The organism is Vibrio sp. KUL70 (assembly GCF_059725515.1).
In genome coordinates this window covers 441718-467820 of sequence record NZ_AP045835.1, presented here as the reverse complement: position 1 = coordinate 467820, position 26103 = coordinate 441718, and the positions used below count along the sequence as shown (strand labels likewise).

Annotated in this window: 23 protein-coding genes and 2 pseudogenes; 10 read left to right on the top strand and 15 right to left on the bottom strand. The window is 43.8% G+C overall.

Going from position 1 to position 26103, the window contains the following annotated elements:
• Positions 1–130: 130 nt before the first annotated feature.
• Positions 131–1114: a Gfo/Idh/MocA family protein gene (locus AC6I7V_RS16155; protein ID WP_255232446.1), complete on the bottom strand. Its 984-nt coding sequence runs from the start codon at positions 1112–1114 to the stop codon at positions 131–133.
• Positions 1115–1316: 202 nt separating this feature from the next.
• Here AC6I7V_RS16155 and AC6I7V_RS16150 point away from each other — a divergent pair, with 202 nt between their 5' ends.
• Both AC6I7V_RS16150 and AC6I7V_RS16145 read left to right on the top strand, forming a co-directional pair.
• A complete protein-coding gene (locus tag AC6I7V_RS16150) occupies positions 1317–1799 on the top strand; it encodes a GNAT family N-acetyltransferase (protein ID WP_255232447.1) in 483 nt (160 codons plus the stop codon).
• A 119-nt stretch (positions 1800–1918) separates the two neighbouring features.
• Positions 1919–2338 (top strand): annotated as a pseudogene (locus tag AC6I7V_RS16145) (L,D-transpeptidase family protein); the annotation flags it as partial.
• 33 nt (positions 2339–2371) lie between these two features.
• Here AC6I7V_RS16145 and AC6I7V_RS16140 read toward each other — a convergent pair.
• Positions 2372–3088: a glycerophosphodiester phosphodiesterase family protein gene (locus AC6I7V_RS16140; protein ID WP_498012259.1), complete on the bottom strand. Its 717-nt coding sequence runs from the start codon at positions 3086–3088 to the stop codon at positions 2372–2374.
• 191 nt (positions 3089–3279) lie between these two features.
• The gene (locus tag AC6I7V_RS16135; RefSeq protein WP_498012258.1) at positions 3280–3882 is read right to left on the bottom strand and encodes a 2OG-Fe(II) oxygenase; all 603 of its coding nucleotides are present in this window, start codon (positions 3880–3882) and stop codon (positions 3280–3282) included.
• A gap of 291 nt (positions 3883–4173) precedes the next feature.
• Here AC6I7V_RS16135 and AC6I7V_RS16130 point away from each other — a divergent pair, with 291 nt between their 5' ends.
• Positions 4174–4944, top strand: coding sequence for an MBL fold metallo-hydrolase (locus AC6I7V_RS16130; RefSeq protein ID WP_498012257.1), 771 nt, complete (start codon positions 4174–4176; stop codon positions 4942–4944).
• Between the two features lie 124 nt (positions 4945–5068).
• Here AC6I7V_RS16130 and AC6I7V_RS16125 read toward each other — a convergent pair whose 3' ends face one another.
• Positions 5069–5494 (bottom strand): ATP-dependent zinc protease family protein, encoded by a 426-nt coding sequence (locus AC6I7V_RS16125; RefSeq protein WP_498012256.1) that lies wholly within the window; start codon positions 5492–5494, stop codon positions 5069–5071.
• A gap of 62 nt (positions 5495–5556) precedes the next feature.
• Positions 5557–6462 (bottom strand): 30S ribosomal protein S6--L-glutamate ligase, encoded by a 906-nt coding sequence (gene rimK, locus AC6I7V_RS16120; RefSeq protein WP_032550186.1) that lies wholly within the window; start codon positions 6460–6462, stop codon positions 5557–5559.
• Positions 6463–7064: 602 nt separating this feature from the next.
• Between rimK and AC6I7V_RS16115 the strand changes: the two genes are divergently transcribed.
• From AC6I7V_RS16115 to AC6I7V_RS16105, 3 genes are all read left to right on the top strand, one after another.
• Positions 7065–8822: an SgrR family transcriptional regulator gene (locus AC6I7V_RS16115; protein ID WP_498012255.1), complete on the top strand. Its 1758-nt coding sequence runs from the start codon at positions 7065–7067 to the stop codon at positions 8820–8822.
• Between the two features lie 222 nt (positions 8823–9044).
• On the top strand, positions 9045–9809 hold the full coding sequence (locus AC6I7V_RS16110; protein ID WP_498012254.1) for a hydratase: 765 nt from the start codon (positions 9045–9047) through the stop codon (positions 9807–9809).
• Positions 9810–9957: 148 nt separating this feature from the next.
• A complete protein-coding gene (locus AC6I7V_RS16105) occupies positions 9958–11331 on the top strand; it encodes a Na+/H+ antiporter NhaC family protein (RefSeq protein WP_498012253.1) in 1374 nt (457 codons plus the stop codon).
• Positions 11332–11419: 88 nt separating this feature from the next.
• Here the strand turns inward: AC6I7V_RS16105 and AC6I7V_RS16100 are convergent.
• A pseudogene (locus AC6I7V_RS16100) lies at positions 11420–11719 on the bottom strand (hypothetical protein); the annotation flags it as partial.
• Positions 11716–13428 (bottom strand): RluA family pseudouridine synthase, encoded by a 1713-nt coding sequence (locus tag AC6I7V_RS16095; protein WP_498012252.1) that lies wholly within the window; start codon positions 13426–13428, stop codon positions 11716–11718. The pseudogene AC6I7V_RS16100 and the gene AC6I7V_RS16095, both read right to left, overlap by 4 nt.
• A 192-nt stretch (positions 13429–13620) precedes the next feature.
• Here AC6I7V_RS16095 and AC6I7V_RS16090 point away from each other — a divergent pair, with 192 nt between their 5' ends.
• Positions 13621–14073, top strand: coding sequence for an NUDIX hydrolase (locus AC6I7V_RS16090; protein WP_498012251.1), 453 nt, complete (start codon positions 13621–13623; stop codon positions 14071–14073).
• Between the two features lie 29 nt (positions 14074–14102).
• On the opposite strand, the gene AC6I7V_RS16085 is transcribed toward AC6I7V_RS16090, so the two are convergent.
• The 7 genes from AC6I7V_RS16085 to AC6I7V_RS16055 form a co-directional block, all read right to left on the bottom strand.
• A complete protein-coding gene (locus tag AC6I7V_RS16085) occupies positions 14103–14390 on the bottom strand; it encodes a putative quinol monooxygenase (protein WP_255232457.1) in 288 nt (95 codons plus the stop codon).
• 7 nt (positions 14391–14397) lie between these two features.
• Positions 14398–14844: a hypothetical protein gene (locus AC6I7V_RS16080; protein WP_498012250.1), complete on the bottom strand. Its 447-nt coding sequence runs from the start codon at positions 14842–14844 to the stop codon at positions 14398–14400.
• A 753-nt stretch (positions 14845–15597) separates the two neighbouring features.
• Complete coding sequence (locus AC6I7V_RS16075; RefSeq protein WP_498012249.1) at positions 15598–16455, bottom strand: hypothetical protein; 858 nt, start codon at positions 16453–16455, stop codon at positions 15598–15600.
• Positions 16456–17310, bottom strand: coding sequence for an ABC transporter ATP-binding protein (locus tag AC6I7V_RS16070; RefSeq protein WP_255232460.1), 855 nt, complete (start codon positions 17308–17310; stop codon positions 16456–16458).
• Positions 17307–17678 carry a GntR family transcriptional regulator gene (locus AC6I7V_RS16065; RefSeq protein ID WP_255232461.1) on the bottom strand — a complete coding sequence of 124 codons (372 nt, stop codon included), beginning with the start codon at positions 17676–17678 and terminating at the stop codon, positions 17307–17309. Before AC6I7V_RS16065 ends, AC6I7V_RS16070 begins: the two co-directional genes overlap by 4 nt.
• Before the next feature lie 311 nt (positions 17679–17989).
• Positions 17990–18505, bottom strand: a complete 516-nt coding sequence (locus tag AC6I7V_RS16060) for a type II secretion system protein (RefSeq protein ID WP_255232462.1) — start codon at positions 18503–18505, stop codon at positions 17990–17992.
• Positions 18506–18751: 246 nt separating this feature from the next.
• A complete protein-coding gene (locus AC6I7V_RS16055) occupies positions 18752–20698 on the bottom strand; it encodes a putative bifunctional diguanylate cyclase/phosphodiesterase (RefSeq protein ID WP_255232463.1) in 1947 nt (648 codons plus the stop codon).
• Between the two features lie 660 nt (positions 20699–21358).
• On the opposite strand from AC6I7V_RS16055, the gene AC6I7V_RS16050 reads away from it, so the two are divergent.
• Both AC6I7V_RS16050 and AC6I7V_RS16045 read left to right on the top strand, forming a co-directional pair.
• Complete coding sequence (locus tag AC6I7V_RS16050) at positions 21359–22045, top strand: response regulator transcription factor (protein ID WP_255232464.1); 687 nt, start codon at positions 21359–21361, stop codon at positions 22043–22045.
• A 31-nt stretch (positions 22046–22076) separates the two neighbouring features.
• Complete coding sequence (locus AC6I7V_RS16045; protein ID WP_498012248.1) at positions 22077–23402, top strand: sensor histidine kinase; 1326 nt, start codon at positions 22077–22079, stop codon at positions 23400–23402.
• Positions 23403–23565: 163 nt separating this feature from the next.
• Here AC6I7V_RS16045 and AC6I7V_RS16040 read toward each other — a convergent pair whose 3' ends face one another.
• Positions 23566–24096, bottom strand: coding sequence for a GNAT family N-acetyltransferase (locus AC6I7V_RS16040; protein ID WP_498012247.1), 531 nt, complete (start codon positions 24094–24096; stop codon positions 23566–23568).
• Between the two features lie 401 nt (positions 24097–24497).
• On the opposite strand from AC6I7V_RS16040, the gene AC6I7V_RS16035 reads away from it, so the two are divergent.
• The gene (locus tag AC6I7V_RS16035) at positions 24498–25778 is read left to right on the top strand and encodes an HD-GYP domain-containing protein (RefSeq protein WP_498012246.1); all 1281 of its coding nucleotides are present in this window, start codon (positions 24498–24500) and stop codon (positions 25776–25778) included.
• Positions 25779–26103: the final 325 nt, after the last annotated feature.

Genomic DNA, 26103 nt, shown 5'->3' with positions numbered 1-26103 from the left:
ACTTTGCTTTTCGAAGGCGGATTTAATCAGATGATTCAGAGATCGACTAATCAGGTAATTTGTCGTTAAGACAAGCAACGGTTATTTAAGGTAAGTCGAAATTGCTCAATCATAAAGCGAGAGAAACGGTTTAGATTTCGTCCGCCGGATAATGCACACCAACCTGATGACGCATTTCTGTTATGAGTTCTGAAACTGTGATCGCACGCTGTTGCGCCTGTGATTGCGCTTCTCTATTGCCTTTCAGCACTTGTGCGAACATCTCGGCTTCGTAGCACATTGAATTTTCGCGTTGCGGCTGATTCAACTCTTCTACATCGCCATTTCGGTATTGAATCTTAACGTGCGTACACTCAGCAATATGATCAATTAAAATCGCGCCGAGCTCGCCTTGAATCTCGCTGTATGCGTAAGAGTCACTGACTTTTGAGTGTGCTAACGTAACGTCGAATTCAGGGTAGTAGAAGATGGCGCTGCCATGACCGTCAACCCCAGACTCTAGAAGGTGAGCGGATGCTTGAACGCTTTGAGGTTTACCAAATAGGGCGACCGCTGCGGCCACAGAATAGAAACCAATGTCCACCAAAGACCCATTTGAGAAAACCGGGTTGAAAGTGTTTGGGTTTTCTCCATCTAGGTATCGTTGATATCGAGACGAGTACTGACAGTAGCTGATGTGCGCTTTGTGGATTTTGCCTATCTTAGGAAGCGCTTGTTGAACGGCTTGAAAGTTAGGTAGATATTGAGATTTGTATGCTTCGAAGAGAACAACATTGTTGTTTTTAGCGACCTCAAACATCTTGGTTGCTTCGCGAATGTTCGAAGCAATAGGTTTCTCGCAGATCACGTGCTTGTTGTGTTCCATCAACATGATCGCTTGCTGACAATGGAACGAATTCGGTGAGGCAATGTAAACTGCATCAATGGCTGGATCGTTTGCAAGCTCGTCTATATCTGTGTAGTGAGTCTCCACGCCAAACTCTTTGCCGAACTCAACTGCGCTCTCTAGATTTCGAGAATAGACGGCGGTTAATTGCATGGCGTTAACTTCATGTGCAGCCTGTACAAATTTTTGAGTAATCCAATTGGTGCCAATTACAGCAAACTTAATCATATCGGTTTTTCCGTCCTTCTTGTTGGTGTGTTGAGATAGTAGCACTGGGCTAAAACGAAAAGGACCTTAATTGCGGAACAAATTTTTGTTGCAGAGAGCCTAATATAATTAATGTTACTCAGGCCATGCTTACCTGTTGTGGCTTGTGCAGTGAATGGCGGATTTTGCTAAGGTAGAACTAATTGCAAACAAGGTAGTTATTATGCGTATACGCGCGGTCAAAGTGTCCGATATTCAATTCATATTAAAGCTCTCTCACCAGATCAATCGCCAACATCATCAAGGTGCTCCTTCGGTTTTTAGTTCCCCTGAAAAAGCAGATAGCGGCTCTGAAGCGTATTGGTTAGGCTTAATGTTAGATCCGGAAGGGCACTTTTTAGTTGCTGAAGAAGATGAACAGGTCGTCGCTTTTCTGGCTGGAAAAATTACGCAGAATAACGGCGTGAGTTTTATTCAAGACCATAAGGTTGCTCGAGTAAACACCATTGTGGTCGGGGACGATGTTCAAGGCCAGGGAGTAGGCAAAAAGTTGATGCGCACGTTCAATCAATGGGCGCACGCCAATGGTGCTACAGAGCTGCGCTTGGAGGTAATGGAATTTAATCAGGATGCACAACGTTTCTATGAGTCTTTGGGAATGGTGACCCAATCGCGAATCATGTCTATGTCGTTAGAGGATGTATGAGTCGTTTCATTGCTGCATTAATGTGTTTCACCTGCTCGTTTCTCACGTTAAGTTGGGCTGGAACCCCTGTCGTTGTTGAGAGCTTTCCAACATCTAACCCGTTGTATTCTCAGTTAGCTGTCACCATGGTGAAGGTTGATAAGTCTGCAAGACGTATGTACTTAATGAGTGGAGACACATTAGTACGCGAATATCGAATCGCATTAGGCAAACAGCCTAAGGGACACAAACGTTTTGAGGGTGACAACCGAACCCCTGAAGGTCGTTACTATCTAGACTATGTACTTGAAGAGTCAGAGTTCTATCGTTCTGTACATATTAGCTATCCGGCGCCATCGGATCGCAAGTGGGCAGAGAAATACGACATTGATCCGGGTGGTAATATCAAAATACACGGTCTAAAGAACGGAGAGCATCGTTCTTCTGGTTATGTTCAGAGTTTTGATTGGACAGATGGCTGTATCGCTATCACCAATCAAGAGATGGATGAATTTATTGACCTAGTTAGAATGGGCACGCCTATTCATATTGAATGGTAGTCGTGCCCAGTATGATATGCCTAGCCCGTGTCGTTAAGGTGCTAAGAATCGTGTTGGAAAGTCTGTAAAAATAGCGTCGACCTGGTTGATATAGTCAAATTCTGAACTGTGGTTAACGGTGTAGCACCAAATTTTTCGCCCTGTTTGTTTTAGATAATCAATGTCAGATTGAGTCAGGTTGGCGTAATTCAAATGACAGCTGAAGGCATCACTGTTCTCTATCGTGGTTTTATCTTGCTGCTCTAACTGCTCGGTGATCATGCCGACTCGGTATTGAGGAAGGTGCTTTTTCACCTCTTCAACCACTCGATGACTGAAGCTAGAAATCAGGATGCGGTCGGTATCCATCGAACAACGGATTAACTCGTCGTGAAGCAGCTCAACAACGTGCGCGGGCTGGTGGCGGGTATCGACTTTTACCTCTAAATTAACGCTCAGATCGAGCTCTTCAACCAAAGCCAACAGCTCTGTGAGAGTCAGAATTTTCTCACCTTCAAACTCTGATGACTTCCACGAGCCAAAATCGAACTGCTTTAGCTCTGCCAAGGTATGCTCGTCAACGCGACCGAGTCCGTCACTACAGCGCTCGAGCGTATGGTCGTGACACACCACTAATTGATCGTCCAATGTAGGCTGAATGTCGACTTCAATCCATTTCAGGCCAAGTTTTGCTGCCTGTTCAATACTTGCTTTGGTGTTTTCAGGGTGAGTACCTGCAACACCACGGTGACCAACAATCATAGGAGGCATAGTGTTTCCTTTTTCAACACATTGTTATTCATGCTTAAATCAAGTCTAAAGGATAAACGAGTTATCGTCGTTATCTTGATACACATATTGAGTTTATTACGTGGCGTTATAGTGTCACGGGCTTTGACGTTCATAGTAAGAGCAGGTTGAAGCTTATCAATTGAGTCGCTTCTTGGGAGTAACGTTGTTGGCTAGCGCGCAATATCCAGTTGATTATCTCTTACTCCGTTAATACGGAACCAGCCTGCAATGCTAAACCGTTCGGTATTGGTTGGAAGCACTTCGTGTGGAAATTGCTCGGAGAAGAACACACAAAGACGCCCTGCTTTTGGAGCGATAGTGGTGACGTGATTGTCTTCTAGATCATACACGACTAGCTCTCCCGCATCTTGTTCTGACCATTCGTCGTTCATATAGAATACGGTGGTGAGTCGGCGGTTTTCATTGCCTTTAAAGCAATCGAGATGTTTTTGATAGAAGTCCCCTTTGAAGTATTTTGCAAAGTGCGCTTCGTACTCAAATAAGCCAAGAAAAAAAGCTTGATTTGCGGCCAGACGGATCTGTTCCATTTTATCTAAAAATTGCGAAGTGGGCTGCCCCATGTCGCGGCTCAACCATTGGATCTTGTCACTGCGAATGCGCGATTCACGCATCACTTCGTCATTGCGGCCAATCCTCGCCTTTTTCCAATTGTCAGGAATGCAGTCTCTCAATGCCGTAACTTCGTCATGAGTGAGAAAGTCGTCCCAAACAAAATAGCCTTGGGCAGATAACGCATCGATCAGTTGGTTCATGTAAAGCACTCGGATATATAAATAAAGGGCATTTATATAGTCGTAATAACTCTAGCTAACAAATCAGGTTGTTTGTCGTTACGATAACCTCGGCTTTATGGATTGAGATCGTGGTAAATGACAGCGTTACTTAGAGCTCGGTTTTTGAGTGGGCTTGGGTTTCATAGTAGGGTTCAGCTCATTAGTTGTTGACTTCGAGTGCGGCACTATTAATTTAACAAAATGATCACATTTAGGGGTGGTTTTGCTATTGTATAGGTCTGACCAGTTAGCAATAAACAAGGAGTCGTTTTGCAACTGCACACTATAAAGGGGTATATCCAAGACATGTATTTGGTGGAGTACCCTGATCGTTTGTTATTGCTTGATGGCGCATGCCGAGCAGACATCCCACATTTAAAGTCGTTTATCGAACGAGATCTTGGCCGCGATTTTAGTGACTTACATACTGTTGTGGTCACGCACATGCACCCAGATCATGCTGGGGCTGCACATAAGCTGCGAGCCTTAACGGGCTGTAAGTTGGTGTCGGCGGACCGGGATTTTGATTGGTACGCACGCTGGGACGGAATGCTGATGCACTTGACGGATTTGGCACTGGCTCGTTGGATGGCAAACCGTTTGGGGCGACCAAAAGCCAATCTTTGGTATTCCCGAAAGTTAAAGCCAGACTACAAGCTATCGGATGGCGAGGCCATTCCAGGTTTTGATGATTGGGTGGTATTGGAAACACCAGGTCATACAGACAGAGATTTGTCCGTCTATTGCCCATCTGAACGTTTAGCGTATGTGGCAGATCTGATGGTGGAAGTGAAACAGAAGTTAATACCGCCATTTCCTATCTTCCACCCTAATCAGTATCGTCATTCGGTAGAGCGTATTTACGATCTCCAGTTAGATACTCTGCTGGTGGCACATGGAGGGCAGGTGGCCTTCGATCAGTCTGCTTTCGAACATCTGTTGATGAGAGCACCGCAAAGGCCGGTGACTCATTGGCGTGTGACCAAAATTAAATGTAAGAGTCTGCTGAAATCAATTTGGCGGGATAAAAAGAAGCCCTAAATGACAAAGGCCAAGTCGTAGTGACTGGCCTCTGAATTGAGCGAGTAGTGAATTGTACAAGCGTGTTTGGCAAATTAGTGTGCTTGCTTGTCTGCGTTACTGGGTTATCTTGTGCTTAATACGATTAATTCAGTAAGAAAGATTTACTTGGGTCAACAATCACTTTGTTACTCATGCCTTGACGCCCTAGAAGCATCATGTAAGTCATATCTTGACGGTTGCTTAGCGTTAGGTCGATTTTCCACTCCTGACTCCCTATACGAAGTAGGGTTTCAATCACGCAACGAGTCTCTACTTCACCATTCGAAGACTTGATCTTCTTTCTCGCTTTTAACTTCGCAGTGCAACGTACCGTCTCTTCTAGGTGGTACACATCAGGGTGTAGGTCAAATTCGACGTAACGTTGCCCGTCTTCTTTAAAGCAAATTAGGTTGTCTACGTGCAAAGAGGAGATTTTAGCTCCGGTATCTACGCGCGTGTGCAATCCTGTTATCCCTAACTCAGGTAAGCAGAGTGCTTCAGTGTTCCCTATGATCATTTTATTGTTCATAATTATTCCAATCATTAGTTAACGGCTTACATGGTTATCTTAACCGTTTTGATTTTTTAACATTAACCTTTACCGCGAGTACGGTTCGCGTTTGGTTTTGCATTTTTTTCGATAAATTCGAAAATCATGTCAGCAACATCTTTACCCGTCGCTTTCTCGATACCTTCTAGACCTGGAGAAGAGTTGACTTCCATCACCACAGGACCATTCTTAGATTGTAGGATATCGACACCACATAGGTTTAACCCCATGATTTTTGCAGCGTTGATTGCTGTTGCACGCTCTTCTTTGGTGAGTTTAACCAACTGAGCAGTACCGCCACGGTGTAGGTTAGAGCGGAATTCGCCTTCACCTGCTTGGCGTTTCATTGCGGCAATCACTTTGTTACCGACCACAAAGCAACGGATGTCTGCGCCTTTTGCTTCTTCAATGAACTCTTGAACTAAAATGTTCGCTTTAAGGCCCATGAATGCTTCAATTACGCTTTCTGCTGCTTTGTTGGTTTCTGCCAACACCACCCCGATACCTTGGGTGCCTTCAAGCAGTTTGATAACCAAAGGAGCGCCACCTACATTTTTGATCAGATCTTGGATCTTATCAGGACGGCTAGCGAAGCCCGTTTTTGGCAGACCGACACCTTTACGAGATAAAAGCTGCAGCGAGCGTAGTTTGTCGCGAGAGCGGCTGATCGCTACGGATTCATTGATACAAAAAGTACCCATCATCTCGAATTGACGAACAACCGCCGTACCGTAGAAGGTAATGGAAGCGCCAATACGTGGGATCACTGCGTCGTATTGTGGTAGCTCTTCACCCATGTAGCGAATCTTCGGATTGTTACTCGCAATATCTATATCACAGTGCAGCGTGTCAATAACATCGACCTGGTGACCACGAGCTTCTCCAGCCTGCTTTAAACGAGCGGTAGAGTATAGATTTTCGTTGCGAGAAAGAATTGCGATACGCATGGCGTTTCCTTAGTAAATACCTGATTGGTATGTGCAAATTATTAAGTTGTTTTAAGAACCCGGTCGATTTGTAGTGGGTCCTTGTTTGCTTAGGGGCGAACCTTAAGGCTTTTAGGATGACTAGGAAAACGAATTAAATTTGTCGAGTCGACAATAGAATTTTATTAATGGTTCGAGTTATTGGTACGTAAGGGGTGCAGGTCTTGTTTGAGCGGAGAAAGCGAGCCGAAACCAAACTCTGATTGGGGGTAGGAGCTGTTTAAGTGGCATTCGACTCGCGTAATTTGGTAAAAGAATATGTACTTTTTAATGGATTAAGATAGCTGTATGAGTGTACGGAGTGCGCCATTTTCGAGCTAGATTGCTGTAGTTAACACTGAGATAAATCGCCTTTTTGCATGCATATCATCGCCACAGATTAGTGGGTATCTAGTACAGCACTATTTAATTGCGCAATGCTATTGTTGTCGATAATAAGGAACTAATAAACAGATGGGCTATTTTATGAGTGTTCCTGTTTTTGGCTTGAGTGGCAGATTTATTGTTTAAAATCGATATAATTGGGATTTAATAGGAAAACGAATAAAACAAAGGTTCTAATTTTGTCTGATGTAAATATGATGCGTTATTACGCAAGGCTGACATCATTTGATGCTAACACCCCACATGCTGTCACCTTAGCTGAATTGGCCGATTTGATGTTTACCAGTGTTAGACATGCTCGAACCTTGCTGGGGCGAATGCATCAGGCACAATGGGTAGTGTGGGAGCCTAAAGCAGGCAGAAACCAGCGTTCTAATCTAACCCTGCGCTACGATGTACAAGGGCTTCATCGACATATTGCCAGTAAATTGATCGCCGAAGGTAAATATGAAAAAGCGTTGGCGGTACTTGATGATGACCGCACAGTCTTTGGCTCTTTGCTGCAAGAGACATCCGGTGCAACCTTACGCCAAGGTTTACTGCATGTTCAACTGACGTACAAGCGTCGATTTGAAGCGCTTTTTCCTCATCACGTTCACCGTAGTAGCGAACGCTTTCTGCTCCGGCAAGTTTTCAGCTGTTTAGTCAGTTGCAGCAGTGGAGGTGTACTCAAACCCGAGTTGGCACATCACTGGGACTATAACGGTGAGACGCAAACTTGGACTTTCTATCTTCGACCTGGTTTAACTTTTCATAACGGTCAGCTTATTGATGGTAAACAGTTAGTACAGTTGTTTGAACAGTTGAAAACGCACTCGTTTTATCAATCGGAGCTAGAGCATGTTGAACAGGTCTACAGCGAACAGCCACTTCATCTTTGTTTTAAGCTTTCAAAAGCAGATACCGGGTTCGCGGGTCTGTTGGCGGGAGTGAAGTATTCGATTCAACCTCCAGCACAGCTACAAGGATTGATTGCCCAAAACATTGTCGGAAGCGGGCCATTTATGATTGCTGAACATGATGCAGAGCGGATCAAGCTGAAAGCGTTTGAGCACTTTTTTAGTACACGTTCACTCACGGATGAAGTTACGATTTGGCAATTTGAAGAAGAGCTTGCCAAAGTCACCAATTTTGACCAGAGTGAAATTCACGTCGCACCTGAAGAGGACGTCTCTTGTTTTCATCAGTTGGGCCGAGAAGTCACTGCTAATGAAACCGATGAGCAGCACAGCCGTGTTGAAGATGGCTGCCTGTTCGTGTTGTATAACCACAATGCACTGCAGCAAGAATTGACCATAGAGCAGAGAAAATTTCTCGCCGATTGCTTTAAGCCGAGTCTTGTCCATGAGCAGTTAGAGTCGAACCGCGGTATGTTTGGCTTGCAGTATGCAAAGAATATCTTACCTAGCTGGAACCCAGTGTATCGCATGCCAAATCCATCTTGTGCGTTGCCACGTAAACTCACTATCGCAGTTTATGATTACTATGCTCTGTATCGCTGCGCTGTAAGCATTGCTGATTTGTTGAGGTTCCAAGGTGTTGAAGTGGAGGTCAATACTTATAGCTTCCGTGATTTGACTCTGCGTTCGCAAACCAATCAGCTTAGTGAAGACCTGATTCTGTGTAACCTGAATCTCGATGACAACGCGCCATCTTCTCTTTTTTCATGGCTGATGAATGATCCCGTTTTGCATTCTGCGCTTGGACAAGATCGCAGTGAGTGGCTTAAGTTGCAGCTTGATCAACACAAAGCATCGGTCAAGCTAGAGGACTACCTAGAACAACTTGAGCCGATTGCGACTAGCCTCGTCACGGACTATTGGCTATTACCGCTGTTCCACCACCTTCAAACGGTGAGGTTTCAAGGTATTCTCAAGAATGTAGCGATTACTAACTGGGGATGGCCTGAGTTTAAGGATGTGTGGTCGGTCGATTAGCAACTAAGTATGGCTCAAGAGAAAAGCGTTGTTCTGAACAGGTAAGAGCTTGCAATCATAGTGGTATCGATGTGGTTTACTCCGACTCAACACTATTCCGGTCGCGGTTCGCAAGCTCGTGCCCAAGCCTTTGTGATCTGCTGTTTTTATTGTGCTTTTATCGCTATTCAAAGAAATAAAACTTAGATATTATGCTCCCCAAAAACACAAAGGTGATATTGTATGACAATTATATTTAATCAAGTAGCACAAGAGCTGTTGAACCGCAGAGCACCAGGCACTAAAGCGCCTCGCCTAGATGAAACTCTACGCCCGTTAAATCTTGAGGATGCTCTTCAAGTACAGTCGTCGATTATCGACCTACGTTCAGATAAGGTTGCTGGCTGGAAATGCTTGCTGCCTCTTGCTGAAGATAAGTTTGTTGTTGCACCTATCTTCTCTGACACTGTTCAGCAGGGTGCATCTTGTGAGCTCTATGCAGACAATGGTGTTGTGCGTATTGAGCCGGAAATCGCTTTTGTACTAAAAAGCAACTTACCAGCAAGTTCCGACGGTTACACTGAAGAGCAAATTGATGACGCGATCGGTTCTTGTCATATGGCGTTAGAGCTCATACAGTCTCGTTATTCTGATGACAGTGGTGCTGAGTTCTATGAGAATCTAGCAGATTGTCTAGTGAATCAGGGACTGTACCTCGGCCCGCAGCTTGAGCGTGAAGAGGCGTACAAGGCCTCGACGGTGAATGTATCTGTGACTCAGAACGAAAATATTCAGCAGTTCGACGGTAAACACCCAAATGGTCTGCCGCAAACTCCAATTTACTGGTTGATTAATTACATGACGCGTCGTGGTGTCGATTTTGAAGCGGGTGAGGCGATCATTACGGGCTCATATTGCGGAGTCGTTGAAGTTGAGTTCGATCTACCGACAACTATCACGTATGCGGGTTTAGGTGAGTATCAGGTCACCTTCTTTGAGAAAAACTAGACCCTGAGCCGCCCGAAACTCAATGAGAAAGCAACCGACTGAGTTAAGCCACTGAATGCTATATTGTTGGACATTTAGACGTCTAGACGTTGACAAGTCTTTATAGTCAGATTAGTCTGCTGTCCTCTTTTCTATACTAGTTTGTTCAATGTCTAATTCTAAACACTCAAATGCACAAATCGCTCCGAGTGCGGTTGCTCTGATCCCGCTCATTATCTTTCTTGCTCTGTTTATCGGAGTAGGCAGTTACCTATCTTACCAAGGCGTTGACTTTGCCTTCTATCAGCTGCCGGCGCCTATTGCGACACTGCCAGCGATTATGGTTGCTTTGTTGATCAGTAAAGAGAAGATCAACCGAGCCATTGAGCACTTTATGCGTGGTGTCGGACACCCAGATATCGTTGCTATGTGTATGATCTACCTATTAGCGGGCGCATTCGCAGCGGTGGCTAAAGCATCTGGTGGAGTAGACGCGACGGTAAACCTTGGTTTGTCTGCTATTCCAACAAGCATGATTCTACCGGGGATCTTTTTGATCTCAGCATTTATCGCAACCGCGATGGGTACGTCTATGGGTACAATTGCTGCTGTTGCGCCAGTTGCTCTCGGGATTGCAGATTCTTCTGGAATGAGTTTGTCGTTGACTGCTGGCGTGGTACTTAGTGGTGCAATGTTCGGTGATAATTTATCGATTATCTCTGATACCACCATCGCAGCGACACGTTCTCAAGGCTGTGAAATGCGTGACAAGTTCAAGGAAAACATCCGCATTGCTTTACCAGCGGCTTTTATTGCTATCGTTATTTTTGCGATGAACAGTACGCCAACACAAGTGCCGGAAACTGGCGATATCGAGTGGCTTAAAGTGCTCCCTTATATGGCAATTTTGGTGTTCGCTGTCTCTGGGATGAATGTGTTCGTGGTGCTGACCATGGGTATCTTGTTGGCGGGTTGTGTGAGCTTAGTGGGTGTCGATAGCTACAGCTTGACTGACTACGCACAAGATATCTATTCAGGCTTTGGTAACATGCAAGAGATCTTCTTATTGTCGATGCTGATTGGTGGTCTGAGTGAGTTGATGCGCCGTCAGGGTGGTCTTGTTTACCTAACTAACCTAGTGAGCAGTGTGATTCGTGCCTTTGGCTCGAAACACTCGAAGCAAGCCAATGGACGTGCCAGTGAGCTAGGTATCGCAGGTCTGGTTTCAATGGTCAATGCATGTACTGCAAACAATACCGTTGCGATCATTGTGTCGGGCAGTGTCGCTCGCCAACTAGCCGAAGAGAATGACGTTTCACCTCGTCGTGCGGCGAGTTTGTTGGATATTTTCTCATGTGTGGTTCAAGGTGTTCTGCCATACGGCGCTCAGGTGTTACTGCTAGGCTCTGTTTTTAAGCTATCGCCGTTAGAGATCGTATCTAATTCGTATTACTGTTTCGCATTGGCTATCGTGGCGGTGATTGCTGTGTTTATTAAGCATCCAACCCGAACCGCTAAACTTGATACAGCAGACAATGGATAATGCTCTGATAGATAACAAAAAAGGCTCGCATCAGCCTTTTTTAATGGGATTAACTTGTCGATTTAAGTGCGCTTGTAAGAGATGTTGTCTATCGAGAGCGAACCTGTTTTTCTACCAGTCCATTGCGCTCTAGGCCACGCCTTACACTGCTGCACATCTTGCCGAAACGGCGCAGTTCTTCAAAATTAGGTACACGTCCCACTTTGATCTGGTGCTCCCAATATATCAGCTCCCCATCAACCATCTCTAACAATTTTTTCGGACAACCAAGACAGTCACCTTTTGGACCGCATACAAAAGTGTCTGACTCGTATAGTGGTAATTCATGTTTTACGTCTTCAATTAGATTTAACATTGCAGATGTTAGGTCGGGCTTTTTGGTTTTCAAAACTCAGCCTCGAATTGGAACGTCATCCATTCATTGGTAATTGGGTGACTCAAGCACAGCTTCTCAGCATGGAGGTGAAGCCTGTCCGCTTTATGCCCATAAAGAACATCACCGACGATCGGCATATTCAGACCTTCCTCATGAGAACAGTGCACTCTTAATTGATGAGTACGACCTGTTTTCGGATGGAGATAAACCTTGGTTTTGCCATCACGACGCTCAATCACTTCCCATTTAGTTTCTGCAGGCTTACCATGCTCATAGCAGACGATCTGACGTGGGCGATCATACAGGTCTCCGCGCAACGGCAAACGAATGTAACCCTCTTCTTGTTCTAGATTACCTTCGATCAGAGCGACATAACGCTTCTCAACTTCGCGAGTGATGAACTGCTTCTGTAGGCTCTTGTTTGCTCGGCGAGTGAGTGCGAAAACCAGTATCCCCGAGGTTGCCATATCCAAGCGATGAATAACGAAAGGTCCTTCAGCATCGGGATGCATTTCCTGAACGCGAGTGTACGCTGAGTCCTTAATGGTTTTTCCAGGTACTGACAAGAATCCAGATGGTTTGTGCACCACAACGATGTGCTCATCTTGAAATAAAATATCTAGCTCTTTCCCCTCTGCTGGGTTCTCTAGCAATGGGTTTCGATCGACTTCTAACCCTCTCATCATGTGCCCTAAGATCGGCACACATTTACTTTGACAAGACGCGTAGTATTTCTTGTGTTTACGCACCTCTGATTTTGGTGAGCGCCCCCACCAAAACTCGGCCATAGCCAATGGTGTATAACCATGTAGGTAGGCGTATTGCAGCATCTTAGGCGCAGCACACTCCCCAGAGCCCGCTGGTGGTACTGGGTTCGTCAATGGTGCGAAGATATGGTTTAGATCTTCCGTTTTTCCTTCAGCATTTAGAAACGCGTATTGAGCGAAAAGCTTATGTTGCAACTGATGAGAGAGAGTTGCGCGTTGCTCTTTTAGTTGATCCAGTTGCTCGGTGTAGACATCAATTTTAGATTGCAATTCAGCCAGACGTTTTTCCCAAGCGAGCTTAAGGTGCTTTTGCTGGTTTTTATCTGCAACGCTGGCTTTACCAAGCTCAATACTTAGCTGTTCAAACGCGGCTTCATCAAGTTCTAGCTTACCTTGTTCACGCTGCTGTTTACGAAGCTTACGGCCTTCGATGACCTGTTGGCGCTGGGCTTCGTTCTCCCGTTCCGCTTGCGCTTTGTTTTGCGCCATTTGCTCACACAGTGCTAGGTAAGTCTCATCTGATTTCAGAGCCTTGTATTTTGCATTTACCGCCATCATGTCGGCTGTATCTTGATGAAAGAAGCTCTCACTGTTTAACATATCAAACACGGGTGGAACGAAGTGCGGCAACAGGTTTTGGTCTGCGATCTTGCCAGAGAATGCAGAAAAGTAGCCAATTTCACCTTGTGGGCTGCGAACGATAAGCACCCCAAACATTTTGCCACGGCCCTCTTCTGACTCTAGGCCGAAATCGTGGTGCCAATCGGTCTGAGTTTCCAGGTGAGCCTGAAGCTGCTCTGAGGCCAGTTCACAAAGAGGGTGGGGCTCGTAGTAAAAAGGAAACGTAAAGCGTTCTGGAAGCGTGTATGACTCAATCGATTGGTTGAATCGGGTAAAGCAGTTTTCAGGTGTGTGTAGAAATTCTGAAGCGTGCAAAGAAGTCGATGAGTGCATAGTGTGTCTTTTTATCTAATGGATGAAATCGCAAGGAGTTCGATGTTAGGCGGCCGATTCTACTCCTTATCGGAACACGCCTCAAATCTGTTCAATGAGAACACTGTTATTTTTGTTGCATGGACTGTTAAAGTAGTAACAAGTTGGAATGAACGTGATATGCTTTCGTGTTTTATATGAACAGGTAAGCTTATGATTCCGCTAAATACTTCGATCGTTTCCGGTGTGGCTCTTTCTGAAATCGATGGCCAGATGAAAATGCTATTGATGAAGCGTGTGAAGGGGGGCTTTTGGTGTCATGTGGCGGGCTCTATTGAGAGCGGTGAGAAGGGCTGGCAAGCGATTGTTCGTGAATTCAAAGAAGAGACAGAAATTGATGTGACAGCCTTGTATAACGCGCAGTTCTTGGAGCAGTTCTATGAGCATCATGTTAACGTTATACAGTTGATTCCAGTATTCGCGGTAGTGTGCCCACCCAATCAAAATGTGCAGTTGAATGAAGAGCATACAGAGTTTCGTTGGTGCTCGCTGGAAGAAGCGAAACAGTTAGCGCCGTTCCCAAATCAGCATGCTGTCTATGACCATATCTGGGAGTATTTCGTTAACAAAGCGCCTAATCCGCTTTATCGTGTTAAGCTAGCTTAAATATCAAAAAGTACTTACCTCAACCTCACTCACGATGAGCTGCTACCAATGATTTGATAGTGGCGTTCAACCTGGTGAGTGATTTTTCCCCATTCAGAGCTTTTAACACGTTGTTGGTGTGTGTCAAAAGCTTGTTGATCAACAAACTCTTCGTAAACACTGAATTTATTTGGGATATGTTGATCTTGAGTGACCTCGAAGATCAAGCAGCCTGGTTCTTGGTTCGTCAGGGCTTTATGAATTGGTAGTGCAGTGAGCACGGCTTCAAGGTCTTCCGTTGGAACCTCAATGTACCCTGTTAAAACAATCTTAGACATAATTCACTTAACTCTTCCCTGTTACGCGTTCTAAATACCAATGGCCTCGACACGGGCCGTTGGTGAGATACCAATCACCTGTCACCTTATCAGCAGAGACTTTTCCTGAAAAGCGGTAGTCCCACTGCCTGTGATTAGCATATAAGGTGAGTATGTGGGTGTCTTCGGCCACCCAGCCTTTAAGTGAAGTGCCATTGTAGGTGAGGCGCAATGTGGCTTTGCCATTCTCGATACGGCCAGTGATGGTAGTGTGCTCACAAAGGTTGTTGTTAGTGGTGTTTATTCGTCTGCCGACCCATTCTCCGTCGAAGCTTTTAGTGACGCTGTAACCTGGGGTCTCTGGGAATTTGGGGAAGGACTCTGAATTACCGGATTTGAACCAACCCATTTTCTGCCCGGCGACGACAAACAGAATAAAACCGGCGGTAAAAGCTAACAATAAAGGTTTCTTCATTGGCAGACCCTAGGATAATCCAAACTTAGGAGGCTTACATAATTTGATGTTAATGCTTGATTAGGCGGGTAAATTTTATATTTCGCAATGATATAGCTGACTTATGCGACTGGCTTTGCGAATTGGGAGCTAAAAAGAGATCAAGATCAATTCTGGTTTCATTAAATCGTAGTGCGTTTGAAATATATTTGTCACGCAGCGAATTTAGTGTTAGATATGAAACTTAGCTCAATGGATTGAACGGAGCTATAGTTGATAACAGTGTCATGTTTTGATGCAACAGGTACGATCAAGTCTTATTATTTTGTGATGTGTATCGTTGAACTGACCATGAAACACCGTTAGATTCGAATAGTTGGCAAATAAGAAAAGCTCATGAAGAGCAGTCAAACGGAAAGGATATAACCCTTATGAAAAAAATGAGAAGAGCACAGCTTCATCGCGTTCGTATTCAATACTGGAAAGACACAGCGAAAGAAGCGTCAAAAAAATAAGCTTGTCAATGACAGCTTAAATTAGCCATATTGGCATTTCCCCTTGTGCGCAGATAGGCGACTCGTGACCTAAGCACATAACCAACCCAGAGCTGGTAAATCTATACAAAGATTCAATAATGCCAGCTCGATTATTCCCCTTAACGATTATCTTTTTTTACTCACCCTAAAGGTCTATTCAACCGAATCCATTAGTTTAATCTTAAGCAATAAAAAGCCCCTGAATTTCAGAGGCTCTACGTTATCGGTTAAAGACGATCTAGCGTTGAAAGAGGTTTCTCCACGTCACATCTTCAGTTCGGTTCAGCCTAACGCTGGTGAGGTAAGCGAGAACCCCGATGGCAGCATAAACCATTAACGATAGTGCTGGTGCTTCTACAATCGCTCGGAATGGATTTGGTTCAAACAGCACATCAATGGGTAGGGAGACAACGTGAGCTAAGAACTGGCTGATCCCATCGCTAGCTAGTAGGGTCAGTGACAGCCATTTTATTACGTAACCGCCGATAAACATAACCAGTAAAGGTGAGCTTACAATTTGTGAGATCGCCAACGCGACCAAGGATAGAGGCAACAGAACAATAGACACCAACAGCATTTTCGCGAGGAAAACGAGCCAGTTAGTGAACACATAAAAGAGTGATTGTTGTTCAACTAGGAGGGCCAACGGGTTATCACTGAATGTTTGAAGCATCCATAACATCACATCAGTAAACAACACCAGTAGAGCGCAGATCAGCGGGATAATGACCAAACCTACAGCGAGTTTTACTGCATGAGTCAGGTGGTTTGATACAGGCATACTACGCCAAAACATAGAGCTACCTTCTTGACGCTCTTTTCGTAGTGTTTTAGGTATAAATAGTGTCGATAAGATCAGTGACACTGTTCCCGCAATGGCGAAAATCAGAGAGTTAAGGTCACGTGCAATCTCTTGATGGATTTCGCTGATGTCACCGTTGACCTCCATTTGAAAGAAGAAATCATGTTGAGCTTGGACGTTAAACATTAAGCCGACGCCAACTACTAAGCCAAACAGAGCAATGAATAAAGGAAGACGAATGATCACCTTATGTTCGATGAGCTCTTTTTCAATCATGTAAACGCTAGAGTGCATTTAGATAGCCTCCTTCTGTGTGGCAAGGAAAAGGTCCGATAGCCCGACATTGAATCTTTGGCCAAATCCCTCAGTTTGCGGCTTGTATTGACTCTCAAGAAGCCATTTGGTACTACCAAGGCCAGCTTGAGAGCTGAGAGGCTTGAGTTGTGCAATGGTTGAGCTGTGCTCATTTGACGCATCAAGAATGAAGTAGTCGCTCTCAACTTGTTCCATACTTTTGTACAGAACAGATTTGCCCTGTTTGATGATCAATATATCGGTAAGTAGGTGTTCGATCTCAGACACTTCGTGGCTAGCGATAATCAAGGCTCGCTCACCATCGTGGAACCACTCTAATAGGTGGCGATAAAAGGTTTCTCGATAGATAAGATCAAGCCCTAGGGTTGGCTCATCTAGGATCAGCACCTTAGTGTCGGTGGCGATAATGATAGAAAGGTGAAGTTGTACCTTCATTCCTTTAGAAAGCTGTTTGATTTTAGAGGTAAGTTTGATGTCTGTGCCGCTAAGCAGGCGCTCGGCGTGTGAGCGGTCGAAACTTGGGTGGACGCCAGCAGTGTATTTAAGTAACTGTTTGACGCTCATCCATTCTGGGAGCACGTTGACATCAGAGATGTAAGAGAGGTGCTGCATCAGTTCGGCGTGCTGTTCGATAGGGTGACAACCATTTATCTCAATCTCTCCTTGGAAGCGGTGTCCACCGAGCAGCGATTTGATTAAAGTTGATTTGCCAGCACCATTGTGGCCTAACAGTCCTAAGACTTGTCCGGCTTTGAGCTCAAAACTGATTTCTTCTATCCCAGTGTTATTGGCATAGCGTTTGGTGACGTTCTTAGCGGAAAGTAATGTCTTCATAACTTTTCCTTTGTGTGTTGTTCTAACAAAGAGACGAGCTCATCGATGCTCATGTCTAGATTCTTAAGTGTATTTGCAATCTCAGGCACTCTGTTGGTGACAAAGTCGCTGTAGGCGTTCTGTTTCAGCTTTGCTTCTGCACCTTGTGCGACAAACATTCCTTGCCCGCGTCTTTTTTCGACTAATCCGTCGTCGACCAATAACTGATAGCTTTTCATCACAGTGAGGTGGTTGATTTTGAGATCAGCTGCAATTGTTCTCACCGAAGGTAGTGGTTGTTGCTCTCTCCAGACCCCTTGAATGATCTGTTCTGTGATTTTGCTAGCCAGTTGTCGGAAGATGGGTTGGTCATCTTTCCAATCTGTCATATCGCTCATCTGTATGGTGTTATACATAGGTATAACACTAAACCTGTTACAAAAATAATCAACTGTTTTTTTGTCGTGGTGTCTATTTTTTAGTGATGATGGATTTTGGGTTTTATTGATGTAAACCAATTGAACAGTATGGTTTGCTTTCGATGCTAGCTGAAGTATTTGCAGGGGTACTATATCTAAATGGAGGATTCGTGTGGTTCGGAGAGACACGAATAACGTTTGAGAGTCGATGACACAAGATCAAATAAACCTATATTATGATGATGTGTCACCTTTCAAGGCGTCTATTATCGAACCTAACCCTAACAAGCACTATCTAAAACTATGATTTGAGGTTCTCTTTCAGGTTGATAGAGGACTTGGCAATACCCATCCTCTGGAAAGAACGTATAACTCTGGTTGACAAAATGAATAGCAGCAACCAACTCATTTGGGTTAGTTGTACTAGGGTGTTTTTTATGGATGTCTATGTTCTTAACATCCAGGCGGTAACTAGGGTCCTCATTTCGACTTTTCGGCATATTCATTAACCTTCGAATTGAGTCGATATAAGCAATGGGATATCCGAAACATACAAAGTATGACTCTACTTCTGTTTTTATTGTGTAGTCACACTCTTTTTCGACACCAGCAAGTATAGATTTAGTATGGATAACGTCTATCCCGTATCGAAGGTTAGCCGCGACTTCTCGAATTTTACTCGCACGAGCATCCGCTTGAATCTCCATAAACCTCATCATAGCTGTGGTTGCCACGACGGAGATAATGATCAAGCAGACAATGAGTTCGAGGACAGTGAAACCGGATTTTTTAGGCATAATATCTCTGGATCAAGTTTTCGCAGAATTGGCTTTGATGGACTAGAAGCCTTGTCAGTTTGGAGATTAAACTAAGCGGCATGGACAAAATAGATACCTGATTAAGTGATTTCTTTGGTAATAGCATGTTTCCATGAAAAACCTCAATAAAAACAACATTTTATAACACCATACCTTAGGTGTATGTAATGTAAGCCCATGTAAGCAAACTTATTCTATTAACTTACTGATATTATTAGTTATATTTTAGTGATAAGTCGGGCCTAAAAAATACTCTTCAATTTCATCAGGGTGGATTGGCTTGCTGAATAAGAACCCTTGAAAATATTGGTAGCCGCAATTTATGAGGAATTGCTTTTGGCTTTCGGTTTCTACACCTTCGGCTACTACTTTGAGCTCTAGTTTTTCACAAATGGCGTGTGTTGCTTTTACGATGGCTTTACTTCCCTGATGTGAACCGTGAACAAAACTCTTATCCAGTTTTACTGTGCTGATGGGCAAGTCATGCAACATAGATAGAGATGAATAACCCGTTCCAAAGTCATCGAGGTGGAGCTCAACTCCAAGATCCGCTATGTCGTAAAGCGCCTGTTCAACTTCCCCATGTTTGAAGATCATTGAAGACTCCGTGATCTCAAGTGCGACCTTGTTTGCTGGTAGTTGATAAAATTTGAGCATCGCAGACAGTTGGTCGGCAAATGCTGAATGGATCTGTTTTCCAGAGATGTTGATACTCAGAGTCAGCTCTGGGCCGTATTTTTTGTGCCATTTCGCGAGCTGTTTGAGCGCAGCATTCAACACCCAACGCCCAAGCGGTACGATTTGACCAGTCTCTTCGGCTAGATTGATAAATTCTCGCGGTGCAATGTCACCCAGTTCATGATCTTTCCAACGCAGTAATGCTTCAAAGCCTTTGATTCGATTATGATCATTATGAATGATGGGCTGATAATGCAGCTTTAAATCATCGTTCTCTATTGCACGTGCAAGTCGATGTCGAATATTGACCTTTCGATGCAGTGCTTTGGCAAGATCTGGAGTGAAGGTTTGGTATCGGTTTCTTCCATTTGTCTTTGCCATATGCATTGCCATTCCGGCTTGCTTAAGCAACGACTCTTGATCCATAGCGTTGTCTGGAAAGTGTGCCGTTCCGATACTGCACCCTACCGATAGGGCGCCGATACCAGCGAGGTCAAAGCTCTTGTTAAGCGCGTTGATGATGCGAGAGCATAATAGAGGGATGTTGTGATTTCGACAGGTGTGAGCAATGATTATGAATTCGTCACCACCAAACCGGCCAATCATACAAGTATCATCAACCAGCTCTTTAAGTCTTATACCTACTTGTTTAAGGAGTTGGTCGCCAACATTGTGCCCATAGGTGTCGTTAACTAACTTAAAGCCGTCGAGATCGACAAACATCAGTTCAAATGGGGAGCGGTACTCAATGCTCGTTTGCAATAGGTTTGTGATTCCTCTGCGATTATGCAGTTCGGTTAGGCAATCATGTTCTGCATTGTATTTGGCGAGTAGAAGACGCTCTTTTTGTTGAGTGGTGCATGTCAGATTAAGCAACAACTGATTTTTGTCGAACAACCACTTGCCTTGTACATCAAAGTAATGGGTTTTATCGCCAATTTGACAACTCACTTCTTCTAGGATCTCTTGCCCGCGCATAGCTGAAAATAGCCACAGGTCAACGGTTTCATCGTCGCCGAGAAAATCGATCAACTGAGTAAATGGTTTCCCATAGCTTTGATAAAAAGCCGTATTGACACTTAATATCTGACCAGTTTTATCGAAAAGCAAAGAAAGGTTAGATCCGTCTGAACAAGCCAAGTCGTGCTTCAAACTATTTTCTTCAGCAACAACCTGCACCAACATACCTATCCGACCGTCTGGTAGAGGGATGCCTGAAAATTGGCACAATGCCCTTTTGGCTATGTGCTTAGGAGTGAAGTTCCACCAGGTTTTAATGGTCTGGTTTAGGTGGAATTGTCGTTGGTACTCTTCGAGTGTTGCCTCAATAGCCTTAGACATCTCTTTTCCAAGATCGCGCGAAGTGAGCTCTTGAATCGAATCTGTCTCCCAGAGTGGTAGTGCGCTGCTATTCGCCCAAATGATCAATTTGTTGTCGATGTCGTACACCCAAATAGGACATTTTAGATGCTCAAATGGTAAATAACTCTGCATAATCAAGGCTTAATGTGTGGAGTAAAAAGGCTGTAGCAATCGCAACGGATGACTACACAATTTCTCAAATGGATGAGCTGTCTTATCTGTTTGCGCAGCGATCGCTGAACTCAGAAAGGAGGAGTCAGTGACACGCAGCTTAGTAGAGAGCATTCTTTTCATAGGTAACATGATCTTAAATAGACAACTTGAGTCAATGCTACTCAATCGGTGAGATTAAAAATATAGGGTGAATCTCGATGTTAGGTTGATTTCACTACCTGTTACTCAAGATTTCCGCTTTTGTTACATTTTTGCGCTTGCCTGGTAGTGTTTTGTGCTTATTTATCTTATTTTTGTGGGTGTATGTGTTGTATCGATAGGATTGTTTGACTGAATAAACTTCTGGGTTGTTGTAAATGATAGTTATGTAAGAGAGGGTAAGAAAATAAAGGAGATGTAAGACGAGCACGTTACTATGTTGTCAATTTTAAAACTAACTTTTAAAGGGTATTGATGAAGGTGCAACAAGGGGGAGCAGGGACGTTAAACCGTAAAAATAGCTGTACATCAATGAATAAATTGTTTTGCATACTGTAAAATGGTGAGTTGGGTTACAGTATTGATGATGTATTTCCATTCTATATACTGCCCGCGCATTAATAAACACTGGTGATGGAAATGTCTAAAGCAAAAGTGCTCATAGTCGAAGACGACCAAGAGATCGCACGTTTAACAACTCTATATCTTGAAGCTGAAGGTTATCTGGTTGAGGTGGTTAATGAAGGTAACTTGGCAGTACAAGTGATTCGAGACGTAGAGCCAGATTTAGTGCTTTTAGACTTGATGCTACCTGGACTAAGTGGTGCACAGGTTTGTCGACAAGCTCGTGAGTTTTATAACGGTATTATTCTCGTACTGACAGCATCTGCTGACGAGATGAGTGAAGTTAGCTTGTTTAAGTTTGGTGCCGATGATTACGTAACAAAGCCGATTCGAGGTCATGCTTTGTTGGCGCGCATTGAAGCATTATTGCGCCGAGCTTCATCTAGCTCTCAACTGGAGAGTAATGCTGAGAAGAGGTGCGATATCGTCGTTAATCCGACAATTCAAAGTGCAACCTTGTATGGTCAGGATTTACAGCTCACTTCCGCTGAGTTCGAAATCTTAAACTTGTTAGTGAATAATTTTGGTCAAGTTGTCACACGAGATCAATGTTGTCAGCTGTTTCGTGGGATTGATTATGCGTTCAACGATCGCTCGATTGATATGAGAATCTCTGGTCTACGACGTAAATTGCGTAATCATGCTAAAGACAAACAACTGATTAGAACAGTAAGAAACAAGGGGTACATGCTTGTTTCGTAGAGGTGTTGTCCGCAAGCTAGGAAATGTTTCGATGTTCGCTAGGCTCTATATTGGGATCGTGACAGGGATTATTGCAACGATCTACCTGTTTCTCAGTTTAGGTGAAGGACATATGCGCCGGACAGAGATTGAAACGTTTCTTAATGACGGATCCTATTTTGTTGAGCAGTATATTCATCAACATAATCATCCTACGTCACTATACAGAGAGCTAGACAAAACCGGCTATCAGCAATTCTACATTTTTAATCTTCGTCTTATTGAAAATTGGGATGGCCAAGATCCATGTTTGAGCTGCACTCATTTCACGACACTGAATGGTGTGCCAATTTACCTAAGCGATCGGAATCTCTACTCTGCGGTATTTCAGCTTCCTAATTCAAAGCACAGCTTTGTGTTTAGTGAGGTCGGTGACTTTTTTTCTCCCGCCATAGAGTGGTATGAAGATTCAGAAAGAAACTTTCTGATCGCATTGCTTATTGCTGTCATTATCGCTATTGGGGCAAGTATCTATATACCTGTTCGCCGTTTTCAAGAGCGGATAGAGCTTTTGGTAGAAAAACAGCAGCAATTTGGTCGAGGTAGACTGAGTACCCGTTCTGATATAGATGATATTCACCCTATATCAGAATTAGCCAACAGTTTTAATCTGATGGCTGAGGAGATCGAGAGTAAGGTCAAGCAGAATCATATATTTGCTCAAGCTATTCCTCATGAAGTGCGAACGCCTTTGAGTCGGATTCAACTTGCGACTGATCTTTTGCGCAGAGGGGCGCCGGCTGAACAGCAACTTTTGTTCGATGATATTGATGGTTATATTGGTGATATTGATCAGCTTACGTCTGAAATTATCATGCTCTCTAAGTTGAACGTTATCGACAACGAGTATTTCGATTTAATCACGACGAGTTGTAATTTAGTTGACCACTGTTTGGATCGCATTCGTTACTCAGAGATTGAAAATGTTGAGTTTGAGTCGTTCGTTATCAATAGTTTTGCCACTAAGTGCGACTGTACTATGGCTCGATTGGTGCTGGACAACATCCTAAAAAATGCAGGAAATTATACGCGCGATAAAGTTTGGGTAACGCTGGACGAAAACTCCGAAAGTTGGCTGATACAAATCGAAGATAACGGTGATGGAATTCCTGAAGACAAGCGTGATGAAGTTCTATTGCCTTTTGCGCGTCTTGATCAAAGTCGAACAGCTAAAACAGGTGGGTTTGGTCTAGGGTTAGCTATCGCAAATGCTGCAGTGAAAAAGATGAGGTGGCAGCTTAAATTAGAGGACAGTGTTCACGGTGGAGCAAAGTTCATTATTATTGTTCCTAAACGTAAGGCCGACAGTAATTCCTGATTTAGAGTTAATGTACAAATAAAGTGCTGTTCAGTCTTTCTTTGAATTTATTTCATTCGTGTAAGTATAAGTTTTCGTGATCGGAATTAATATTTCGATTTCGATAGTAAAACAGGAGGGGAATATTTACCCCTCCTAAGCTTCAATTATTCAAAGCAGATTATTATTCGCGTGTTAATCCGTAAATAGCATGGTCGACAACTCGACCATTTAAATTTTCGCTTCGAGTAATGATTCCTTCAAGTTTACATCCAAGTCGTTCACAAACCGCTCGACTTGCGCTGTTCTCGACGGCTGCCGAGATCTCTACTTTCTCCATCCCTAGCTCTTCAAACGCTATCTGAATGAGTTTGCGAACGACCTGCGTGACAATACCTTTACCTTGTTGATGCTCAGACAACCAATAACCGACAGTGACTTTTTTCAGATCGTGACTGATGGTATTAAAGCTACAATTACCAACGATGTTATTTTGGTAAACAATCGCGCAGGTCATGCTTTTTCCTTCTGCATAGTCGTGGAGCGAGCGCTGTATAAATATACGAAAGTCTTGTTCGGTTTTGCAATGAGGTGGCCAAGCAAGCCATTGCCCTAAATAATCAGACTGTGTTGATACCAGCTCTGCATAATGAGAAGCAAAGCTTTCCTGTATTAGCGCAATAGAAATATCGTCGTTGATTTTTATTTGAAACATCGTGTCCTCATTAACAGAGTTAAGGTTATACCAATCACAGTAAGTAAGTGATCAAAAATAGCGCAGGAAAAAGGCTTGAGAACAAGGCAGCTTTTCTGCAACAGAGAGTTTCGATAAGTAGTTATTCTACAATCAAAAATTCTAACGCAGTTATCGAGCGTTTTAACAAGCTAGGGTGAGCAATTAATTACTACGATTGGTATCATTATACTTTGGTACTAGTTTGCTCTTTATACCCTTACCTGTCTAATTTTTATGCAATCTGTGGCACGAAAAGTTCGTTATACGTTATTCATGTCACGAAACTCAATAAACCTTACATAATTTGTGACTATGCATTCAAGTAATCGATTAGTATTGCCTCCAATAAATATAAAAATGATAAAAACTAGGCTTAATTTATGAATTTGTACTGCCAGAACGTGACGGTAGATTTGCGTAAAGCGCTATTTGGTATTGCTAAGGCTTTGGATAATGTCGGTTTTGAGAGTAAACATCACGGACAAAGAGTTGGGTACATCGCGTATCGATGTGCACTGAGTGTAGGTTGGGAAGAAGAGCAAGCCCAACTTGCCTTTTCGCTTGGGCTTATCCACGACTGTGGAGTGTCTCAGATAGATGAACAGCTCAGCCTCATCGCTGAATTTATACCAGACTCTACGCATCACCACTGTAAGAAGGGCTATCAGATACTCAAAGAGTGTCCGGTACTCTCTATCTTTGCTAAACCTGTGCTATATCACCATACTCCGTGGAATGAACTGAAAGATTTACCAATTAGTCAACTAGAGAAAGAGCTAGCAGCCGTTGTGATGCTAGCGGATCGGGTCGATTACCTATGCGGTGTCGCGTCTGCAGACCGTTTTGGTAACCTAACGCCTGCTGGCAAGACTTACATTATTGAGCGCTTAACTGAACAGGCAGACCTTTTGTTTGAGACCAACCTGGTTCAGCACATGTGTGAGTTGGTCGATACTGATGATTTCTGGTTCTCTATGGATGTGTCCTACATTCAGATCATGAGCGACAGGTTTGAGCCAGTCCCGTTCTTTTCTCAGCAAATGTCACTAGATGAGACGGTCGCTTTCGCAGAGTTCATTGCCAACGTGGTCGACGCTAAGAGCTCTTTTACGTTTAAGCACTCGTTGAAAGTAGGGCAGTTGTCAGAGTACCTAGGGAAACAGTTAGGTTACTCCTATACAACGCAGAGAAAACTATATCTGGCTGGACTCGTGCACGATATTGGTAAGCTGCAAACGCCACGAGAGATCTTACATAAGCCGGGCCCTCTTACTCCAGAAGAATACTGTTGTATTAAGCGACATGCGACAGACTCGCGCTTTGCTCTGCATGAGTTATTTAGTTCGCCGCAAATTTGTGAGTGGGCGTCCAACCACCACGAGCGTCTTGACGGCTCGGGCTATCCGATGGGCAAAACTGCCGAGCAGCTTGATAGGCCAAGTCGGATTGTGGCGGTTGTTGATGTATTTCAAGCGTTAACACAATCTCGTCCTTATCGCCCAGGAATGAGCTTAGAGCAAACGTTGGCGATATTGGAGGATCATGTGCAAAACCACAAACTCGATGCAGAAGTTTTCAACTGCTTAAAAAAACACGCGCAATACTGCTTTGAATTGTCAACTGACAAGTGTCGTGATGTACAGGCTAGCGCAACTTTTTAACGATGTTTTTTTATAATTCCCATCAAATTTGAACGAATTGATGCAATTTTAATCGCGCGATCGTTTGCGTTAAAAAATGTGATGAAAGTCTCATTGAGTTGTTTATACTTCTCTTCCGGTTTTAAGCCGGTGCTTAGCCAATACAAGCCGTCACATGGATATGTGAATGACCCCACGGACCGGACCAGCTGCGTTCCACTGCTTGTATAAGGTGATCTTACATGAACAATTCGTTGTTACATTCGTTAACGTTGTTAACACCCTCTTCGCGCAGCGTATTGCTTGCGATTCTTTGTCCTTTTCCTTTGATGTCATTCGCTTGGCT

Bases quoted from the DNA above. Each gene is read 5' to 3' on its own strand.
- AC6I7V_RS16110 (WP_498012254.1), top strand. From the start codon at position 9,045: ATGACAATTATATTTAATCAAGTAGCACAAGAGCTGTTGAACCGCAGA.
- AC6I7V_RS16125 (WP_498012256.1), bottom strand. From the start codon at position 5,494: ATGAACAATAAAATGATCATAGGGAACACTGAAGCACTCTGCTTACCT.
- AC6I7V_RS16050 (WP_255232464.1), top strand. From the start codon at position 21,359: ATGTCTAAAGCAAAAGTGCTCATAGTCGAAGACGACCAAGAGATCGCA.
- AC6I7V_RS16095 (WP_498012252.1), bottom strand. From the start codon at position 13,428: ATGCACTCATCGACTTCTTTGCACGCTTCAGAATTTCTACACACACCT.
- AC6I7V_RS16140 (WP_498012259.1), bottom strand. From the start codon at position 3,088: ATGCCTCCTATGATTGTTGGTCACCGTGGTGTTGCAGGTACTCACCCT.
- rimK (WP_032550186.1), bottom strand. From the start codon at position 6,462: ATGCGTATCGCAATTCTTTCTCGCAACGAAAATCTATACTCTACCGCT.
- AC6I7V_RS16155 (WP_255232446.1), bottom strand. From the start codon at position 1,114: ATGATTAAGTTTGCTGTAATTGGCACCAATTGGATTACTCAAAAATTT.
- AC6I7V_RS16045 (WP_498012248.1), top strand. From the start codon at position 22,077: ATGTTCGCTAGGCTCTATATTGGGATCGTGACAGGGATTATTGCAACG.
- AC6I7V_RS16055 (WP_255232463.1), bottom strand. From the start codon at position 20,698: ATGCAGAGTTATTTACCATTTGAGCATCTAAAATGTCCTATTTGGGTG.
- AC6I7V_RS16090 (WP_498012251.1), top strand. From the start codon at position 13,621: ATGATTCCGCTAAATACTTCGATCGTTTCCGGTGTGGCTCTTTCTGAA.
- AC6I7V_RS16080 (WP_498012250.1), bottom strand. From the start codon at position 14,844: ATGAAGAAACCTTTATTGTTAGCTTTTACCGCCGGTTTTATTCTGTTT.
- AC6I7V_RS16065 (WP_255232461.1), bottom strand. From the start codon at position 17,678: ATGACAGATTGGAAAGATGACCAACCCATCTTCCGACAACTGGCTAGC.
- AC6I7V_RS16035 (WP_498012246.1), top strand. From the start codon at position 24,498: ATGAATTTGTACTGCCAGAACGTGACGGTAGATTTGCGTAAAGCGCTA.
- AC6I7V_RS16105 (WP_498012253.1), top strand. From the start codon at position 9,958: ATGTCTAATTCTAAACACTCAAATGCACAAATCGCTCCGAGTGCGGTT.
- AC6I7V_RS16075 (WP_498012249.1), bottom strand. From the start codon at position 16,455: ATGCACTCTAGCGTTTACATGATTGAAAAAGAGCTCATCGAACATAAG.
- AC6I7V_RS16135 (WP_498012258.1), bottom strand. From the start codon at position 3,882: ATGAACCAACTGATCGATGCGTTATCTGCCCAAGGCTATTTTGTTTGG.
- AC6I7V_RS16060 (WP_255232462.1), bottom strand. From the start codon at position 18,505: ATGCCTAAAAAATCCGGTTTCACTGTCCTCGAACTCATTGTCTGCTTG.
- AC6I7V_RS16150 (WP_255232447.1), top strand. From the start codon at position 1,317: ATGCGTATACGCGCGGTCAAAGTGTCCGATATTCAATTCATATTAAAG.
- AC6I7V_RS16085 (WP_255232457.1), bottom strand. From the start codon at position 14,390: ATGTCTAAGATTGTTTTAACAGGGTACATTGAGGTTCCAACGGAAGAC.
- AC6I7V_RS16070 (WP_255232460.1), bottom strand. From the start codon at position 17,310: ATGAAGACATTACTTTCCGCTAAGAACGTCACCAAACGCTATGCCAAT.
- AC6I7V_RS16040 (WP_498012247.1), bottom strand. From the start codon at position 24,096: ATGTTTCAAATAAAAATCAACGACGATATTTCTATTGCGCTAATACAG.